The 17909-nt window shown below is 64.1% G+C and carries 14 protein-coding genes; 3 read left to right on the plus strand and 11 right to left on the minus strand.

The genetic code is table 11. The features are described from left to right. Positions 1-264 precede the first annotated feature (264 nt). The 4 genes from ACMDCR_RS01695 to ACMDCR_RS01710 form a co-directional block, all read right to left on the minus strand. Positions 265-570 (minus strand): helix-turn-helix domain-containing protein, encoded by a 306-nt coding sequence (locus ACMDCR_RS01695; RefSeq protein WP_413990856.1) that lies wholly within the window; start codon positions 568-570, stop codon positions 265-267. Between the two features lie 847 nt (positions 571-1417). Continuing rightward, positions 1418-2662, minus strand: a complete 1245-nt coding sequence (locus ACMDCR_RS01700) for a porin (RefSeq protein ID WP_413990857.1) — start codon at positions 2660-2662, stop codon at positions 1418-1420. Positions 2663-3554: 892 nt separating this feature from the next. Next, the gene (gene speB / locus ACMDCR_RS01705; RefSeq protein ID WP_413990858.1) at positions 3555-4505 is read right to left on the minus strand and encodes an agmatinase; all 951 of its coding nucleotides are present in this window, start codon (positions 4503-4505) and stop codon (positions 3555-3557) included. A 168-nt stretch (positions 4506-4673) separates the two neighbouring features. Continuing rightward, the gene (locus ACMDCR_RS01710) at positions 4674-5483 is read right to left on the minus strand and encodes a Ku protein (protein WP_413993802.1); all 810 of its coding nucleotides are present in this window, start codon (positions 5481-5483) and stop codon (positions 4674-4676) included. Between the two features lie 256 nt (positions 5484-5739). Between ACMDCR_RS01710 and ACMDCR_RS01715 the strand changes: the two genes are divergently transcribed. Together ACMDCR_RS01715 and ACMDCR_RS01720 are read left to right on the plus strand one after the other, a co-directional pair. Further along, positions 5740-6951, plus strand: a complete 1212-nt coding sequence (locus tag ACMDCR_RS01715) for a putative DNA modification/repair radical SAM protein (RefSeq protein WP_413990859.1) — start codon at positions 5740-5742, stop codon at positions 6949-6951. Then, positions 6948-8369: a UdgX family uracil-DNA binding protein gene (locus tag ACMDCR_RS01720; protein ID WP_413990860.1), complete on the plus strand. Its 1422-nt coding sequence runs from the start codon at positions 6948-6950 to the stop codon at positions 8367-8369. The genes ACMDCR_RS01715 and ACMDCR_RS01720 overlap by 4 nt, the downstream gene beginning before the upstream one ends. Positions 8370-8491: 122 nt before the next feature. Here ACMDCR_RS01720 and ACMDCR_RS01725 read toward each other — a convergent pair whose 3' ends face one another. The 7 genes from ACMDCR_RS01725 to ACMDCR_RS01755 form a co-directional block, all read right to left on the minus strand. Continuing rightward, a complete protein-coding gene (locus ACMDCR_RS01725) occupies positions 8492-9922 on the minus strand; it encodes an aldehyde dehydrogenase family protein (RefSeq protein WP_413990861.1) in 1431 nt (476 codons plus the stop codon). A 31-nt stretch (positions 9923-9953) separates the two neighbouring features. Continuing rightward, on the minus strand, positions 9954-10403 hold the full coding sequence (locus tag ACMDCR_RS01730; protein ID WP_413990862.1) for a TOBE domain-containing protein: 450 nt from the start codon (positions 10401-10403) through the stop codon (positions 9954-9956). An 85-nt stretch (positions 10404-10488) separates the two neighbouring features. Further along, positions 10489-11733 (minus strand): Zn-dependent hydrolase, encoded by a 1245-nt coding sequence (locus ACMDCR_RS01735; RefSeq protein WP_413990863.1) that lies wholly within the window; start codon positions 11731-11733, stop codon positions 10489-10491. Position 11734: 1 nt separating this feature from the next. Then, complete coding sequence (locus ACMDCR_RS01740) at positions 11735-12343, minus strand: UbiX family flavin prenyltransferase (RefSeq protein ID WP_413990864.1); 609 nt, start codon at positions 12341-12343, stop codon at positions 11735-11737. A gap of 47 nt (positions 12344-12390) precedes the next feature. Next, a complete protein-coding gene (locus ACMDCR_RS01745) occupies positions 12391-13755 on the minus strand; it encodes a UbiD family decarboxylase (RefSeq protein ID WP_413990865.1) in 1365 nt (454 codons plus the stop codon). After that, complete coding sequence (locus ACMDCR_RS01750) at positions 13752-15251, minus strand: aromatic amino acid lyase (RefSeq protein ID WP_413990866.1); 1500 nt, start codon at positions 15249-15251, stop codon at positions 13752-13754. The genes ACMDCR_RS01745 and ACMDCR_RS01750 overlap by 4 nt, the downstream gene beginning before the upstream one ends. 2 nt (positions 15252-15253) lie before the next feature. Then, a complete protein-coding gene (locus ACMDCR_RS01755; protein ID WP_413990867.1) occupies positions 15254-16624 on the minus strand; it encodes a dihydroorotase in 1371 nt (456 codons plus the stop codon). A gap of 98 nt (positions 16625-16722) precedes the next feature. On the opposite strand from ACMDCR_RS01755, the gene ACMDCR_RS01760 reads away from it, so the two are divergent. Beyond that, on the plus strand, positions 16723-17898 hold the full coding sequence (locus ACMDCR_RS01760) for a LysR family transcriptional regulator (RefSeq protein ID WP_413990868.1): 1176 nt from the start codon (positions 16723-16725) through the stop codon (positions 17896-17898). Positions 17899-17909: the final 11 nt, after the last annotated feature.

Here is a 17909-nt window from a genome sequence, read left to right on the forward strand (position 1 = left end):
GGAAAGCGATGGCGAATCGTGCCGGGGAACGACGTCCAAGATGACCGGCGGGCTAGAAAGCCTTGTCATCCAATAGGCCGATAGTTGCGGCCGCTCAACTGTGATTTTGCGGGAACTGTCGCGTTGATGGGAACACGCCCCGCTGTGCCCAGCGTCACGGGCACGGGTCGCTGACCATGCGAAGCGTGGCTTTCACCGCTGGTGGCGTTTTTGCAGGGTGCTACAGACGGTAACAAACTACCTCAGAAGGACTTCAGAAGGGATTCAGTCCACTTGCTTGATCCAGTTCGCGAAGCCCACCAAACGTCGCGAAATATAATCGCGTGGGTCCTTGCCCATTTCGATGACCAAGGTCATGAAAGTCTCGGTATTACAGGGCGTATAGAAGCTCTCCAGCCGCGCCAATGTGCTGAAATTCACACCAGTAAGCTGCGCGAACTGCCGATAGGTAAGACCTCGTCTTGTCCTCTCCGCACGCAGATCATCGCCGAAGGTTTGCCATTGCACCTGCATCAGCGTGATATTTTTCTGCACGGAACGCGGGCGCCGCCCCGCAAGATTGCGCGTCATCTGAATGCTCGTGCCGACCACTTGCCGCCTCGGAATGCCCTCTAACGAGGTATGTCGATCTCTTATGATTGTTACAACTGGACATACGACATCTAAAATCAACCTGTACATTATATAACGCTAGGGCATGTTACAATATGTATTTTCTATATCGCCCGAATTATAGATTAATTGTATTATAGGAGTTACAAGGCTAGGTGATAAGGTGCATTCTTGGCGCGTGACACCAAAATATATGATTGTCAGGTAATGACTAAAGTACCAATGTCGCAAATCCCTGTATGATGCGATAGTCTTCTGTAGGAAAAGGGGGCAGAATCTCTGCGGTGACCGCGACGACTAAACTCAAGGTACTATGTTGTACATGTGAGCAATGTGAATAACTGATGTCCGGAGAGATCGCATGAAGTTCTGCAAGCGCTTTGGGTGGCGCGGTTTGACTTGGTCTCGGTCATCTCCTGGATGTTGGTCTCACCTCAAAAGCAGGGCACGGGCCATCGGCTTTGGAGATGTCAGCCGGCTTTCAACAAGTGAATGATTGAAGGGGAAAGAGCCGCAATGGTCCCAGCAAGTGCTTTGGATGCGAGATTCTCGCATCGTCGCGATCTATTTTAATCGCCGATAAAGGCCGCGCGCGCTCCTCTTCATTTGGCCCTCCGGTCACAGCCTGATACCCCCACTATGCCTTCTACCTCTACGATCGGCCATCCTCTTACAGTTGCGCTTCTCTTCGCTTGTTGTGATCAACGTATGTCGAATTTTCATCCACAGGAGTGTGCCCACGCTGGGAGCACACAAAAGGGGTCGGCTTGTCGCCGACCCCCTGCTTGGTTTCGGGAGAGAACTATTAGAAGGAGCGGAGGATGCGGATTCCGCTCTGCCACGTGCTGTATTTGTCCTGGTCTGCAAATGGACCACTGACAATGGTAGCGCCGTCAACCGTACCGTGCGTGTAGGCAACTTCGGCGCTGACCTTGAGGCCCTTGACGATGGTGTAGGTCAGGTTGCCGGCAACGGTAAATTCTTTGATTTGACCATCGCTGCCGCTGCTAAAGATGCCGTCATACTTGGTGTCGATGTAGCTCCCGACCAAGTTGGCGTTCAGCACAGGCGTAATGTTGCCGCCGAGTTCCGCCGTAATCGACCAGCCCTTACCGCCGTCCAAGGGGCCGGCGCCGCCATGGCTGACGAAGTAGTCGCTCTGAGCAATCCAGGTGTTACCGGCGCCGAGATAATCGAGCGCACCGTCCGCATACTGACCTTCGACCACAAAGTGACCACTGTCGATGGCAGGGATCTTGATCGCAAGCGAGCCACCGGCGGCCCAACCATACTTGTTGCTGTGCGCCCCAACGCTTTCAGCCGTACGGAACTGGTGGCCTGCGGCCTGCACCGCCACTGCGCCCCAATCGGCGTCATAGCGGAGCTGGCCGACAGCATCCGGAACTTGCTGGCCGCCCTGAGCAGCGGCGGTTCCCGTAATAACAGTACCGTTCACGCGATGGTCACGACCATCTTCGATCGACAGCGTGGCGCTGAAGCCGCCGCCGAACTGAGCGGTGTAGGCGAGCAGGTTAACGGTATTGGCTTCGTTATAGTACGGCGCGTAGATGGTATCGCCATAGTCATTGTCATAGAAACCAAAGAACGAATGGGCGTAACCAGCGGTTAAGCCACCGAACTGGATGAAAGCCTTATCGATGCTGAAGGTGTTGGAGCTGGTAACGTTGTCGCGACCCTGGGCGCTGATCGGGTGGCTCTGAGCATTGATCTGAAAGTAGGAACGCAGCAGGCCGTAGTCGGTCTGAGTGCGGGCGTCGAACCAGATGCGGCCTTCGGCATTGAACGCTGAGCGGTTGTCGTTCCTGCTGAAATTATCGCCGCCGAACAAGCGGTAATAAGCGCGGACTTCGCCGCCGATCTTGAGGCAGGTGTCGCTGCCGGGGATGTAGAAGAAGCCGGGGCCGAAGGTCGAGCAGACCTTAACATACTCGACGGCTTCGCCCTTGGTCATGGGCAGATCGGCAGCCTGGGCAGCGCCGATAGCAGCGATACCAGCAGCGGCGCCGAGGAGAAGAGACTTCATCGTCATTAGATGACCTCCAAGACAGTTATTATTTGATCGAGAGCGCCGCTTGGTGCTTCGACCGACTCGCGAGACCCCGATCACACGCAAAACTTGCAATCCGGACACGATCCGAGGGGGACCGTTGCCGTGATCTTGGTGCACTCTTTTTGGTTGCACAACAGAGTCATGACGAAGAGTCGATCAGTATAATTATTTTATAGATGCCATGTCACCGAAAAGACACACCCTAGTGTAATGCTTATCGTAAACTAATGTTCCAGTTGGCGACGGTATTGTGTCATTTAGTCTGTATCTTATTAGATACTAATACTTCATTCTGTATCTATTTATACATTGTAAGGAATTGCGTTGAAAACAAAAGATAGACTATAAACGGATAACGTGCTTTTTCGGTGCAACTTGCCTCCTTTCTCTCTCCACAGACCCTGAGGTGAGCACGAGAACGGTGCGGGCCGGCTTTTATTCAGTTTTTCGATGGCATTTGGCCGTCAGCGGAGCAGAGCGTGTCACGGCGGCCGCATCGGGCCGGAACCGGGGGCTGGAAGGGATTTGTATCGGATTCGAGGGCTTCAAATCGACTATCGGCCCCAGCGGGCGGGTCGAAGGGATGATTCCGGGAGGCGATTCCCTGCAGCCGCCATACGCGGAGGCCATTCCTCCCGTGAGGCTTTCGGGCTTGCAGGGTGGCTCGGAGGACGCGGCAAGGAGACATTCAGGCCGATAGAGGACGCTCGGATCCAGACCTCACGCAGGAGGTGCGCAAGTCTACGAAGCCACGCGCCGATGCCGCTCGCCAGTGCGGGGCTTCAACATCCGTCCCGCAGCCGTGGCGAGCAAGCGCCCGCGGCGAAGCAATCCGCCTGTCCAGTTCTTCAGCCGCTCCGGCCATCCTCGGTCAGCGCCGCTGCACGCCCGGCAGCACGCAGAGCATCTCGAACAGGAGGTTTGCGGCCGTGATGGCGGTGTTGCCTGCCGGGTCGTAGGGCGGCGACACTTCCACGAGGTCGCAGCCGACGAGGTCGAGGCCCCAGCAGCCGCGGATGATCTCCAGCGCCTGGATGGTGGTGAGCCCACCGATCTCCGGCGTACCTGTGCCGGGCGCGATCGAGGGATCGAGGCTGTCGATATCATAGGAGAGGTAGACCGGCCCGCCGCCGACCTGAGAGCGCACTTCCTCCATCAGCGGCGTCAGCGATCTGTGCCAGCACTCCTCGGCCTGCACCACGCGGAAGCCCTGGCTGCGCGGCCAGTCGAAATCGTCGGCGGCATAGCCGGTGCCGCGCAGACCAATCTGCACGCAGCGTCGGGTGTCGAGCACACCTGCCTCGACCGCGCGGCGGAAGGGCGTGCCGTGGGCGATCGGCTCGCCGAACATGTGCTCGTTGATGTCGGCATGGGCGTCGACGTGGATGAGGCCGACGGGTCCGTATTTCTCCGCCATGGCGCGCAGGATCGGAAAGGAGAGCGTGTGGTCGCCGCCAAGCGTCAGCGGCTTGCAGCCATTGGCGATGATCCTGCGATAGGCGTCTGTGATGATGTCCACGCATTTGGGCAGGTTGAAGGTGTCGATGGCGATGTCGCCGATATCAGCCACCTGCAGGCTGTCGAAGGGGGCCGCCCGCGTCGCCATGTTGTAGGGGCGGATCATGCAGCTCTCGGTGCGGATCTGCCGCGGCCCGAAGCGGGTGCCGGGCCGATTGGAGGTGCCGATATCCATGGGAATGCCGACGAAGCAGGCATCGAGCCCTTCGGTAGTGGGCTGGGTCGGCAGCCGCATCATGGTGGCCGGGCCGCCGAAACGCGGCATCTCATTGCCGCCGAGGGGCTGATTGAAGATCCTGGCCATGCTGTCCTCCCACCAATGTGTCCGGCGAAGCTAAGCAGGTTTGCACAGGCAGGCCAATGGATTGCGTGGGAGATTGCGTTCTTTGAGTTTGGCGCGCGGCGTGACAAACGCCGGCGGGATAGAGGGGAAACATCGTCCGTGCGCTAGATAGGCGAATCCTCACGACGCCTACGCCCGCTTCCGCGCCGGCTTCGCCTCCGCTCCACCCTTGGCGCTCTCGCGCAACGCCTCCAGAAGGCTCACCACCTTGCCCTCGCGCTGCCTTGCTCGCGGCTTGATCTTGCGGCCCTCGATCTTGGCCTTCACCAGTTCGGCGAGGGCGGCTTCGTAGCGGTCGTCGAAGGCGGCGGGGTCGAAGCGGCCGCTCTTGGTCTTGATGATGTGGCCGGCGAGCTCGAGCATCTCCTTGTCGAGCTTGAGCTTGGGGATGTCGGCGAAGGCTTCCTCCTGCGAGCGGATCTCGTAGTCGAAATTGAGCGTGGTGGCGACCATGCCCTCGTCCTCAGGACGGATGAGCACGCTGCGCAGGCGGCGGAACAGCACCGTCCGCGCCAGCGCCGCCACCTTGGCGCCTCGCATGCCGTCACGCAGCAGGTCGAAGGCCTCGGCGGAGGTATCGTCGCTAGGGGCGAGATAATAGGGTCGGTCGAAATAGACGGTGTCGATGGCGTCCAGCGCGACGAAGCCTTCCACGTTCAGCGTCTTGTCGCTTTCGGGAATGGCCGCGGCGATCTCCTCGGGCTCCAGCATGATCACTTCGCCCTGCGGCGTCTCGTAGCCCTTGACCTGGTCGTCCCGCTCCACAAGCTTGCCCGTGTCGGAATCGACGAACTGGCGGCGCACGCGATTTCCGGTCTTGCGGTTGAGCGTATGGAAGGCGACGCGCTCGGAGGTGCTCGCCGCCGTAAAGAGCGCCACGCCGGCAGCAAGCTCGCCGACCTTGAGGACGCCTTTCCAATTGGCTCTCGGCTTGGCCATCATGCCTCCAGAGAAATGGATAACAGGTATCAACGCTTCGGAGATTAGCGGGTTCCTGGGAGCGCGGACATCCTGTCCGCTCTTGCAACGATACTTTGCAAAGAAAAGCGCCACTATGGTGCAAACAGTAACCGCCCAGCCTTCACCGCAACCGCTGCGTTTCAAGAGCGGACAGGATGTCCGCGCTCCCAGGGATTGCAAAGCTCGTGCATAGAACATAACATGAACATTCGCGACTCTGCCGGAGGCTCCCGCCATGGACGAGAAACTGGCCGCCAAGCTGCGCATCCTGGCCGATGCCGCCAAGTATGATGTCTCCTGCGCCTCCGCCGGCGCGCCGAAGCGGGTGGCGGCCAAGGACGGACTCGGCTCCAGCACGGGCGGGGGTATCTGCCATGCCTATACGCCGGACGGGCGTTGCATCTCGCTCCTGAAGATCCTGCTCACCAATTACTGCCTGTTCGACTGCGCCTATTGCATCAACCGCCGCTCCTCCAATGTCGAGCGCGCCCGCTTCAGCGTGGACGAGGTGGTGACGCTTACCCTCGAATTCTACAAGCGCAACTATATCGAAGGCCTGTTCCTCTCCTCCGGCATCATCCGCACGCCCGACCACACCATGGAGTTGCTGATGCTGGTGGCCAGGCGCCTGCGCCGCGACCATGGCTTTGCCGGCTATATCCATCTCAAGGCAATTCCGGAGGCGAGCCCCTGGCTGATCGAGCAGGCCGGGCTCTGGGCAGACCGGCTCTCCATCAATATGGAGCTGCCTTCCAAAGCGAGCCTGAAGCGGCTGGCGCCGGAGAAGAGCGGCGCCGGCATCGCCGCGGCCATGGGCCAGATGCATGAGCGTATTGCCGAGGCGCGGGAGGAGAAGCGCCATTTCGCCCCGGCCGGCCAGAGCACGCAGATGATCGTCGGCGCCGACGACACCACGGACGAGGCCGTGCTCGCCACCACCGCGACGCTCTACCGGAGCTATGATCTCAGGCGCGTCTATTATTCCGCCTTCAGCCCGATTCCCGAGGCCAGTGTTCTGTTGCCGGCCAAGTCTCCACCGCTTCAGCGCGAGAACCGGCTCTACCAGGCCGATTGGCTACTGCGCTTCTACGGCTTCAGCGTCGACGAGATCGCCGAGGGTGGCGAGAAGGGCATGCTGGCGCTCGACATCGATCCCAAGCTCGCCTGGGCTCTGAAGCACCGCGAGCGCTTTCCCGTCGACGTCAACAAGGCCGCACGCGAGATGCTGCTGCGCGTGCCGGGCCTCGGGGCGCTGGCGGTGGACAGGATCATCGCGGCACGGCGCCATACCTCGCTGCGTCTCGCCGATGTCGGACGGCTCACCGCCGGGCTGAAGCGGCTGCGGCCTTTCCTGATCGCCGCGGATTACCGCCCTGTGCGCCTTTCGGACCAGCTCGATCTGCGGGCCACGACAGCGCCACCGCGCCAGTTGAGCCTCTTCGCATGACAAGGCGGTTCGTCGTCCTGAAGGACGGGGCGGACCTCGCCGGCTTCCGGCGTGCGGTACGCAGCCTCGTCGCGGCCGATATCGCACCAGGGCAGGTCAGCTGGAGCACGGGCGCCATGGGGGCCGACCTGTTCGGCGCCGCGGAGGGAGAGCAGGGCCCGCCCGTGGCGTTGCCGCGCGCGCTCGGCGAATGGATCGACACTGCGCTATGCCATCGCGATCCCGAGCGCCACGCTCTGCTCTACACGCTGATCTGGCGCGTCCTGCATGGCGAGCGCGCCTTGCTGGACATCCCGAGCGACCCGCTCGTCCATCGCCTCGCCCGCCTCAACAAGGCGGTTGGCCGCGACATTCACAAGATGCACGCCTTTCTGCGCTTCCGCCGCATCGAGGAGCCCGCCGGCAGCGAGCGCTTCGCCGCCTGGTTCGAGCCGGAGCATTACATTCTGGAGGCCGTCTCGGGCTTCTTCGTCGACCGATTCCGCTCGCTGACATGGTCCATCCTCACGCCCATCGGTTCGCTGCATTGGGACAGGGAGCACCTTGTTGTCGGGCCACCCGGCCGGCGGGAGGACGTGCCCGCCGACGATCCCTTCGAAAAGGGCTGGCGCGGCTATTACGAGAGCACCTTCAATCCGGCCAGGGTCAATCCCGAGCTGATGCGTTCGGAGATGCCGAAGAAATATTGGCGCAACCTGCCGGAGGCTCAGGCCATTCCCGAATTGATCCGTCTTGCCCCCACGCGCGTTATGGAAATGCTGGAAAGGGAGGCCGCCATGCCGATCAAGCGCAACCCGGACAAGGCCGTCGCTGCCATGGCGGGGCAGGAGCCGCATTCCCTGGAAGAGCTCAACCGCATCATCGCCGCGTCTGAGCCGCTGGTGCCGGGCGCCACGCAGGCCGTGCTGGGCGAGGGGCCGGTCGGCGCCGGCATCGCCTTTGTCGGCGAGCAGCCGGGCGACCAGGAGGACCTGCAGGGCCGCCCCTTCGTCGGACCCGCCGGCCAGTTGCTCGACCGGGCGCTGAACGAGGCGGGCATCGACCGGCGCGAGGCCTATCTCACCAATGCCGTGAAGCACTTCAAATATGAGCTGCTCGGCAAGAAGCGCCTGCACCGATCGCCAACCGCCGGCGAGATCAAGCACTATCGCTGGTGGCTCGACAAGGAGCTCGACTTCGTGCGTCCGCGTCTCACCGTCGCCCTCGGCGCCAGTGCCGTGCAGGCGCTCGCGGGCAAGGCCCTGCCAATCGGGCGCAATCGCGGGCCGATCCAATTCGGCCAAAGAGCCGGCTTCATCACCGTGCATCCATCCTATCTGCTGCGCCTTCCAGATGCCGGGGCCAAGGAGGCCGCCTACGGCGACTTCGTCAGGGATCTAAGAGCGGCGAAGGCGCTGGCGGATGGAGCTGCGGCGTAGATCCGACGCCTTTCCGGATGAGGCGCGCCAAACACGGAGTGGCGGTCTCCGACCGCCAAAGCCGTTTTCCTAGAAGTGGCGCCGAGAAGCCTTCCCCGCTTTGCGGAGAAGGCTTTGCGCGGTCAGGCTTCGCCGTAACCGACCACTCCCTTGATCTCGAGGAAGTCGTGAATGCCGAAATCGGCATATTCACGGCCGTTGCCGGACTGCTTGTAGCCCCCGAACGGCGCGAAGGTGTCCCAGTCGGGATAGTTGAGGTAGACGGAGCCGGCGCGCATCTGGGAGGCAACGCGCCGCGCATGGGCGATATCGCTCGACTGGACATAGGCGGCAAGGCCGTAGACCGTGTCATTGGCGATCTCGATCGCCTCTTCCTCATCCTTGTAGGGCATAACCGAGAGCACGGGGCCGAAGATCTCCTCGCGCGCGATGGTCATGTCCGGCGTTACGCCGCCGAAGACGGTGGGGCGAACATAATAGCCGCGATTGAGGCCGTCTGGCCTGTCAGGGCCACCGGTGACGAGCGTGGCGCCCTCCTCGATGCCCCTGCGGATCAGCCGCTGGATCTTGTCGTATTGCAGTTGGCTGACTACCGGGCCGAGCACGCTGTCCTCCTTGCGTGGATCGCCCACCTTGTGGCGCTCCGCCGCTACCTTCGCGATCGTCAGCGCCTCCTCGTGCCGGTCGAGGGGCACCAGCATGCGGGTCGGCGCGTCGCATGACTGGCCGCTATTGCCGAAACAACCTTCCACGCCCTTGCTGACGGCCGTGGCGAAATCGGCATCGGGCAGGATGATGTTGGCTGATTTGCCGCCCAGTTCCTGGGCAACGCGCTTGACGGTATCGGCTGCCGTCTTGGCGACGACGATGCCGGCGCGCGTCGAGCCGGTGAAGGAGACCATGTCGACGTCCGGATGCCCCGCCATCACCTGTCCGACGTCGGGCCCGGTACCATTGACGAGATTGAACACGCCCTTGGGTGTTCCGGCGGCATGCATGATCTCCGCGAAGATGAGGCCGCTGATCGGCGCGATCTCACTCGGCTTCAGCACCATGGTGCAACCGGCGGCGATGGCCGGCGCCACCTTGCAGACAATCTGGTTCAGGGGCCAGTTCCAGGGGGTGATCAACGCACACACGCCCACCGGTTCCTTCACCACGCGCGTGGTGCCGCGTTGATGCTCGAATGCGTAGTCCTCGACCGCCTTGATCGTGCTTTCGAGATGGCCACGGCCAGCCCAGGCCTGGGCCTCGCGCGCGAAGGCGAGTGGCGCGCCCATTTCCTGCGACACGGCCTGTGCGATATCCTCGAAACGCTCGTTGTAGATCTCGAGGATGCGGCGGAGCAACGCGAGGCGCTCGGCCTTCGTGGTACGCGCGAAGGCGGGAAAGGCGGCCTTGGCGGCGGCCACGGCCCGGTCGACATCGGCCTGCGAGCCAATCGAGATGGCGGTGTAGGCCTCTTCGTGCGCTGGATCGATCACGTCGAGCCTGTTCGGCACGGCCGGGTCAACCCAGGCGCCGTCGATATAGAACTGCAGATGATTGGGCATGTCGGGACACTCTCCGAGGTCGCAGGAATGGTCAGTTCGGACGCAGGATGCGGGCAACTCCGGGCCGCACCCGCAGATGGATGGTCTGGCCGGAAGCATAGTCTGCACCTAGATCGCTGCGCGGCGCGTCGATCGTCAAGGGGGTGCCGTCGAGCAATTCGACATGCAGCCTGAGGGTGCGGCCGTGAAACGCGGTGCCGATCACCCGTCCCGGCACGCCATCGGGCTCGATGAGCACGTCCTCCGGCCTGATGCCGACGATAAGGTTGTCCCCGGAAGAATTGTCCCCGGCAGCCGCTTCGAAAGTCAAAGGTCCTGCGGCCGCGATGATCGCGTCGAAGTGGTGCCCCACCAGCCGGCATGCCAGCATATTCATGGTGCCGATGAAACCGGCGACGAAACGCGTCGTCGGCGCGTCGTAGAGCACGGCCGGCGAGGCGATCTGTTCGATGCGTCCCCGGTTCATGACCACGATGGACATTTTCCCCCACATCCATATATCAGAAATTTCGGGTTGCAATGTGCGTTTCACCTGCGCGTGGCCTCGTAATCGAAAGCTGGTCCCGTCACCCGAAGGCGATGTCCCCATCGATTCGTCGCGCCGCCTCGTACAGGACCCGCGCCCCGGCTGCACATTGGGCCGGTTCGGTCCATTCCTCCGGGCAATGGCTCCTCCCCTCCCGGCTCGGCACGAAGATCATGGCCATGGGCGCAATCCTCCCCATGAAACCCGCATCGTGGCCGGCTCCGCTCGCGAGCGATACGGTCTTGAGCGATAGGTTGCCCGCAGCCGATGCGAGGTGATCGCGCAGCCGCCCGTCGCAGGGTGAAGGCTCGGAGCGCGAGATCGAGCGGAAGGCGCTAAGTTCAACGCCGGCGGCGGAGGCTGCGGCGAGGCTGGCCTGCGCAACCTCCTCGAGGAAGGCGTCGAGATGCGAGGCCTGTTCGGCCCGTGCCTCCACCATCAGCCGCGCCAGCCCCGGCACGACATTGGAGGCGTTGGGATGAACCTCCATACGGCCGGTGGTGGCGATAAAGCAGCCGTTGCGCGTGCGCGAGAACTGCTCGCCCAGCCGGCGGACTTGCAGGACGGTATCGGCCGCCGCCACCAGCGCGTCCCGGCGCAGGTGAAACGGCGTGGTGCCGGCGTGATCAGCCGAGCCGGTGAACTCGATCTCCACCCTTGCGATGCCGACGATGCCGGTGACCAGGCCGATATCGATGTGGCCCTGTTCGAGCACTCGCGCCTGCTCGATATGAAGCTCGAGGAAGGCGGCGATGTCGTCGCGCAGAGGTGCGGTGAGCCGCTCGGGCTGCGCGCCCATCCGCGTCATCGCTTCCTTGAGCGGTTCGCCCGCTGGGTTGCGCAGGGCGAGCATGCCGGTATCGAGAAATCCCGTCATGGCGCGGCTGCCGATACAGGATGAGCCGTAGTCGCTCGGCTCCTCCGACAGGAAATCGACGATCTCCAGGGGATGGCGCAAGGCAACGTCATGATCCTTGAGGAGGCGCACCACCTCCAGCCCGGCCAGCACGCCGAGGGGCCCATCGAAGCGGCCGCCAGAAGGCACAGTGTCGGAATGCGAGCCGATTGCCAGTACCTTGAGGCCGGAAATAGCACCGTCAAGCCGTCCGATCAGATTGCCGCCCTCGTCGAGCCGCGTGGTGAGGCCCGCCTCTATGAATCGCCGCTCCAGCCAGCGCCGGCCTTCGAGAAAGCGGTCGGTGAAGCAACGCCGCGTATAGGGTTTTGCAGGGTCTGTGATTTCGGCAAGGGCCATGAGGTCCTGCCAGAGGCGGTCTTCCGGCACGTCAGCCTCCCTTCCAGCGCCCGTCCATCGGGATCTCGAGGCCGAACAGGTCGAGCGCACGGGCGGCGGTATGCATCACCATCTCGTCGAGGCTCGTCGGCCGGGGATAGAAGGCCGGCACCGGCGGCATGACGATGCCGCCCATCTCGGTGAGGCGCAGCATATTGTGGCAATGGCCGAGATGCAGCGGCGTCTCACGAAACAGCACCACCAGGCGGCGGCGCTCCTTCAGCACGACATCGGCGGCGCGGGCGATCAGCGTTCCGCCCGTGCCCATGGCGATCTCCGCCAGGCTCTTGGCCGAGCAGGGCGCGATGATCATGCCCGCTGTGCGGAAGGAGCCGCTGGCGATGGGCGCGGCGATGTCACGGTTGTCGTAGGTGTGATCGGCGAGGGCCTTCAGGCCGGCGACCGTCATCTCGCTCTCATGTGCCATCGCCGTCATGGCGGCACGCGAGACGACGAGATGCGTCTCCACGCCCTCGCGGCGCAGCATTTCGAGGATGCGCACGCCGTAATCGAAGCCCGACGCGCCGCTGACGCCGACAATGATGCGCCTTTTCCTGGGAGTGCGGACGTTCTTGTCCGTTCTTCCCTCGTCGGAGGGCATATCGTTTCCAAGAGCGGACGAGGACGTCCGCGCTCCCAGCGCCATCTTCAATACTCCGCCAGTTCTGCCCGTACCCGCGCCAGCACCTCGGCCGGCGCGCGGGCAAATTCCGAGCGGCTCTCCCGCTCGCCATCGCCTGGCCGCGTGGTGGCGATCAGGCCGATCTTGGTCACCGTCATGTTCTCATGCAGGGGATCGCAGCGGTCGGCCTTCATGCCGGATAGCACGACAAGGTCCTCGTCGCCCCGGAAGCGCGCCGCCAGCGACCACTCGACCTCGGCGGAATTTTCAGGGTCGACGTCATCCTCAACCACGATCACCAGCTTGAACAGGTTGATGTGCCCCATCGCGAAGATCGCCGCGCGCTTGCCCTCGCCGAGGCGCGGGCGGTGCATGGCTATCACAGCGTGCAGGCGCCCCATGCCGCCATCGGTGACCACCACGCGCCTGACGGCAGGGATCACGCGCTTCAGCGCCTCGCAGCACACGGCCTCGATGGCGATGGCTCCGAGCAGGCAATGTTCCGGTGCATAGCCCGGCAGGATCGCCTGGTAGACTGCGTCCCTCCGATGGGTCACGCAGCCGATCGCGCCGCCCGTGCCCGGCCCGTAATTGACATAGAAGCCGTGGAATTCGGAGACCGGGCCCTCCGGCACGAGGTCGCGGGCATCGATGAAACCTTCAAGCACGATCTCGGCGCCGGCGGGCAGGTCCAGGGGCACGGTGAGGCAGCGCACGAGCTGCAGGGGCTCGCCGAGGAGGCCACCGACCACGTCATACTCATCGTCGCCGAGGCCGAGATACATCTGCGAGCCGAGCAGCACGGCAGGATGATTGCCGATGGCCACCGCGATCGGCAGGCGCTGGCCGAGGCTACCGGCCTTTTCGGCGAGGAGGTTGAGGTGGTGATTCCTGGCGATGCCGACCATCACTTGCCCACCGCCATCGAGCCTGAGACGGGCGATCGAGACATTGCGCCTTCCGGTCTCGGGATCGCGGGCGACGATGACGCCGGCAGTGATGTAAGGCCCGGTCTCGTGCTCGAACCAGGTCGGCACGGGCAGCAGTGTGGCAAGGTCGAAGGGGCCGTGGTGGACCACCTCCTGCACGGGCGCTGTCTCGATCAATATCGGTGGGATCTGCCTCTTCAAGGCATCGAGGATGCGGCCCGGCAAGCCAGCCCGATCGGTATCCAGCAGCCTTGCGATGCGCTCACGCGAATTCATCACATTGCCGGCGACCTTCATGCCGTATCCGGCCACCCTGGCGAAGAGCTGCGGCTTGTCGTGCTGGCGCAGGCTGAGGACCGCGCCGAGCTCGAAGCGAGGATCGACCTCACGTTCGACGGTGTGCAGCTCGCCCCAGTTGGCCAGGCGCTCCAGGGTGCCGCGAAAGCTTTGGTCGGCCATCATTTCTCTCCGGCGGGCAGGCCGACGGCCGTCTTCACGACTTCGACCAGCGGGCCGAGATCGACGATCGCCTCGCCTTCGCTGCCGATGGGCAGCAAGGCCAGGATCTCGCGGGCGAGCGGCCGCAGGCCTTTGCCGAGGGCCGCGATCGGCACGTCGCGGCGATGCACGGCCCAGACGGCGCAGGCCACCTCCAGCGTGAGGACATTCCAGGCCGGTACCAGGCTGCGCACGGTCTCTGTAACCGACTGCGGGGCATTGCCGGCGACATCCTCGACACCATCGTCGAGCTGGCCGGAATAATTGAGCAGGGCCGGAAAGGCGGCCTGCCTGACGGCGCCGACATTGGCGCCAGCAAGGTGGCCGAAATTGAGGAACTGCACGCCGCCGATGGCGCCCGGCTCGACGGCGAGGCTGGTCGGCAGGCCGGTGAAGCCCGGCCACTGGATCTTGTGGATGCGCTGGCCCGAGGCTTCGACAAGCTTGGCGAGAGCCTGGCGCAGCGTGTCCATGGCGAGGCAGCAGGCGCTGGTCTCCATATTGCCGTGTGAGAGGAAGGCACCGGTCGCGGTATCGATCAGCGGATTGTCGCAAGCCGCCGACAGCTCGGCCTCGAAAATGGCGTGGGCGAAATCATAGGCTGCCTCCGCGGCGCCATGGATCTGCGGGATGCAACGGAAGCTGAGCGGATCCTGCAGGAAGCGCGCCTCGCCCGCCTGCCAGAGCCGGCTTTCCGCCAGCGCCTCGCGCAATGCCCTGCCGGTGCGGAGCTGCCCTGGCTGGCCTCGCGCCTGATCGACCTCCTCGCGCCAGGAGTTGAGATTGCCGCGAAAGCCCTCCATCGAAAGGGCGCCAGCCAGTGTCGCCGCGTCGAGCACGGCTCGGACTTCCGCGAGCGCCAGCGTCGCCTCCGCCAGCATCAGGCTGTTGGAGTTGAGGAGCGAGATAGCCTCCTTGGCGGCGAGCCCGTCGAGCGGCGCCGGGCCGCTGCCGCCGGGCGCTACGCCCTGCTTGCGGATGAGGGGCACGGCGAGCTGGCTCATCGCCACGATGTCGGAGGCGCCGACCGAAGAGCCCAGCCTGGCGGCCGGCAGATCATCCGCCTGCAGGCGCGCGAGCAGACTCTCCACGAGTTCGAGCCGCACGCCCGAGCGCCCCTTCGCGAAGAGGGCGAGCTGGATCGCCAGCGCCGCCCTGACCACCTCCGCCGAGGCGCTCGGCCCGGGGGCGACGGTGGCATGGGCGGTGATCATCAGATTGTTATAGCGGGCGATGGCCTCTCGGCTGACACCGAAATCCTTCTGGCTGCCGACGCCGGTGGTTATGCCATAGGCGGGGATGCCCTCGTCCACCAGGCGATCGACCACGGCACGGGCCCGCAGTACCGCCGCCCGGCCCTCGGCAGAAAGTTCAACTTCAGCCTGGCGGTGGGCGATGGCCGTGACGTCCTTCAGGCTGAGCGGCCTCTCGCCGAGGGCGATGGTAGGGCGGGACAGCATGGTCACTCCTGCGTCTTGGTCCGAGGCGGCTGGATGAAGCGTCCGCTCCCGGGCTCGGCGAGTACCCGTGTGCCATCGAAGACGAGCTCGCCGCGCCGATAGGTTCCGCTGACCCTCCAGGGGATTTCAAGTCCGTTATAGGGGCTCCAGCCCACGACATTGTGCCCGCTCGCCGAAGCGTCATAGCGGTAAGGCTCAGGCGTCAGCACGGTGATGTCGGCATCGCGGCCCGGGATGAGCGCGCCCTTGGTGTCGGCGATGCGGAAATGCCGGGCTGGATTTTCGGCCATCAGTTGCGCTGCGAAGGTGAGTTGAATGCCACGCTTCAGGGCGCCGGCGACGAACAGCGGCACCATCACCTCCAGCCCCGGCACGCCCGAAGCATTGGCGAGCATATCGGGATTTGTCTTGCGATCCTTCGACCAGCAGACATGATCCGTGGAAACCAGCGTGACATTGCCTTCGGCCACATGCCGCCAGAGAGCCTCGACCTCGGCGCGTGGGCGGATCGGCGGGTTGATCTTGGCCTTGCCGCCAAGACGGCGCACATCGTTCTCCTCGTCCAATACGAGATAATGGATGCAGGCCTCGATGGTGGCGGCGAAGCCCTGCGCGCGGTAGGCGGCGGCGATGTCGTAGCCGCGCCCGAGCGAGCAATGCACGACATGGGCCGGGCAGCCGGTGGCCGCGCCGATCTCATAGATCGTGTGCATGGCGAGAAGTTCGGCGATCGGCGGGCGCGACATTCCATGAGCCCGCCAGTCGGTAATGCCGGCGGCCTTGGTGCGCGCCATATAGGTCTCGACCGTCTCGTGATCCTCATTATGTACGCCTGCGGTCAACCCATGCGGTGCGATGGCGGCGAAGCAATCCATCAGCATTGCCGGCGGGATGCGCGGGAAGCGGGTGGGATGGGTGCCGAAGGTCGAGAATTTGAAGGCGGCGACACCCGCCTCGACCATTTCGCCGATGCGCTGCGCGCCCTCGCCGGGATCGACCGTGCCGTACAGCGCGAAATCGACACGAGCGGCGGCCTCGCCATGGGCCGCCTTCTCGCGCACTGCCTGGCCGGAGGAGACCACATGCCCCTCGTCATAGGGCATGTCGACGATGGTCGTCACCCCGCCCGCCGCGGCCGATCGCGTCGACCACTGGAAATCCTCCTGACCGCGCTGGGAAAGCGAATGCACCTGAGCATCGATGGCGCCGGGCAGGATCAGCGCACTGGGCAGGCGATGGCTGTCGCGGGCGGCGGGCGCTTCGCCCTCACCGACCAGCGCGATCCTGCCATCGGCGACGGCGACAAAGCCGCGCTCGATGACGCGGTCGGCTAGAATCACCGTACCGGCAAGCGCGAGGTCGAAATCGGCCATGATGCGTCCTCCACATCAGGACCTTATTGTGCGCCGCCGTTCCGCGGGATATGCCAAAAGCCGAACAGCCTATGCCGCCAACTCCCCCTGGCACGTCCATGGACACCTCTACCCTCGCCATCGCCCTGACCGTATTGCAGGAAGGCTCCATCCGCGGAGCCGGCCGGCTGCTGGGACGAGGGCCGGCCAGCGTCGCCGATGCCTTCGAGCGTTTCGAACGGGAGCTCGCCATGCCGCTGGCGCTTCGGACTGGGGGCACATTCGCGCTGACTTTGGCCGGCGAGACCCTGGCGCGCTCCTCGGCCGGCCTGCTCGACAGCCTCGCGGCTCTTGCCGTGTTGGGAGGCGCATCGGTGCAGGAGGTTCGGCACTGGGCGGCCCATCGTGCCATCCCGATTGCAGCGCTCGCACATTTCAATGCCGTTGTCGGCAGTGGCAGCATCCGCAGCGCTGCCCAGACGCTAGGGCTTGGCCAGCCGCATGTATCCCGGCAGATGGCCCGGCTCGAAGCGTTGCTCGATCGCCGCCTGCTGCAGCGGACGGGCACGGGTTGCGAGCCCACGGCGGAGGGGCTGCGCCTCAACGAAATCGCCGTGAGCCTGATCGAGGAGGTTGCCGGCCTCACCGCCCCGGCCCAGCGGCGCTTCGCCCGCACCACGCGCACCGTCCGGCTCGGCACAATCATCCCGATCGGCCATGAAAGCCGCCTCGCTGCCCGTCTCGCCCGCCTGGTGGCGGAATGGAGACGCGACAGTATCGCACACGATCTTCTTGTCAGCGCCACCACTGCCGAGGAGCTGATGGCAGGTCTCAGGGCCGGGCGCTTCGACATTGCCCTGATGGATACGCCCATGCGGCAGCGGCGCTTCGAGAGTCGCGAGCTGTTTTCCTCGGAACTCGTCCTGGCCGGCCCGAAAGCGACGCTCGCGTCCGGCGTGAGTCTCGAAGCCCTGTTGGAGACCCATCTCATCGCGGTGCCGAGCCTGCGAAGCGGCCTGCGGCAGCGCATCCGGGACGTGCTCGATCCCTTGCTGGCGCGCACGGCACCAGCCGGCCGCCAGCAGGTCGAAGTCGATGCGCTGTCGATCATCGTCAACCTGATGCTGGAGCACGGGTATCTCACGGTGATGCCGCGCGATGCCATCGCCTCCCTCGACAAGGAAATCGGCCTCCTGCCTTTGCCGAATACGCCGCGTTTAGGCTTTCATTTGGCGTGGCCGAAGACGGACAGAGCGAGGCAGGTTGCAGCGGCAATCGCTGCAGGGCTCGCCTGAGACGAAGGGAA

The organism is Labrys okinawensis, from assembly GCF_047345005.1.
GTDB classification, from domain to species: domain Bacteria; phylum Pseudomonadota; class Alphaproteobacteria; order Rhizobiales; family Labraceae; genus Labrys; species Labrys okinawensis.

Excerpts from the sequence above, each read along its gene's own strand:
- ACMDCR_RS01725 (WP_413990861.1), bottom strand. The coding sequence starts at position 9,922 with ATGCCCAATCATCTGCAGTTCTATATCGACGGCGCCTGGGTTGACCCG.
- speB (WP_413990858.1), bottom strand. The coding sequence starts at position 4,505 with ATGGCCAGGATCTTCAATCAGCCCCTCGGCGGCAATGAGATGCCGCGT.
- ACMDCR_RS01730 (WP_413990862.1), bottom strand. The coding sequence starts at position 10,403 with ATGTCCATCGTGGTCATGAACCGGGGACGCATCGAACAGATCGCCTCG.
- ACMDCR_RS01760 (WP_413990868.1), top strand. The coding sequence starts at position 16,723 with ATGGACACCTCTACCCTCGCCATCGCCCTGACCGTATTGCAGGAAGGC.
- ACMDCR_RS01700 (WP_413990857.1), bottom strand. The coding sequence starts at position 2,662 with ATGACGATGAAGTCTCTTCTCCTCGGCGCCGCTGCTGGTATCGCTGCT.
- ACMDCR_RS01745 (WP_413990865.1), bottom strand. The coding sequence starts at position 13,755 with ATGATGGCCGACCAAAGCTTTCGCGGCACCCTGGAGCGCCTGGCCAAC.
- ACMDCR_RS01695 (WP_413990856.1), bottom strand. The coding sequence starts at position 570 with ATGACGCGCAATCTTGCGGGGCGGCGCCCGCGTTCCGTGCAGAAAAAT.
- ACMDCR_RS01710 (WP_413993802.1), bottom strand. The coding sequence starts at position 5,483 with ATGGCCAAGCCGAGAGCCAATTGGAAAGGCGTCCTCAAGGTCGGCGAG.
- ACMDCR_RS01750 (WP_413990866.1), bottom strand. The coding sequence starts at position 15,251 with ATGCTGTCCCGCCCTACCATCGCCCTCGGCGAGAGGCCGCTCAGCCTG.
- ACMDCR_RS01755 (WP_413990867.1), bottom strand. The coding sequence starts at position 16,624 with ATGGCCGATTTCGACCTCGCGCTTGCCGGTACGGTGATTCTAGCCGAC.
- ACMDCR_RS01740 (WP_413990864.1), bottom strand. The coding sequence starts at position 12,343 with ATGCCCTCCGACGAGGGAAGAACGGACAAGAACGTCCGCACTCCCAGG.
- ACMDCR_RS01715 (WP_413990859.1), top strand. The coding sequence starts at position 5,740 with ATGGACGAGAAACTGGCCGCCAAGCTGCGCATCCTGGCCGATGCCGCC.
- ACMDCR_RS01720 (WP_413990860.1), top strand. The coding sequence starts at position 6,948 with ATGACAAGGCGGTTCGTCGTCCTGAAGGACGGGGCGGACCTCGCCGGC.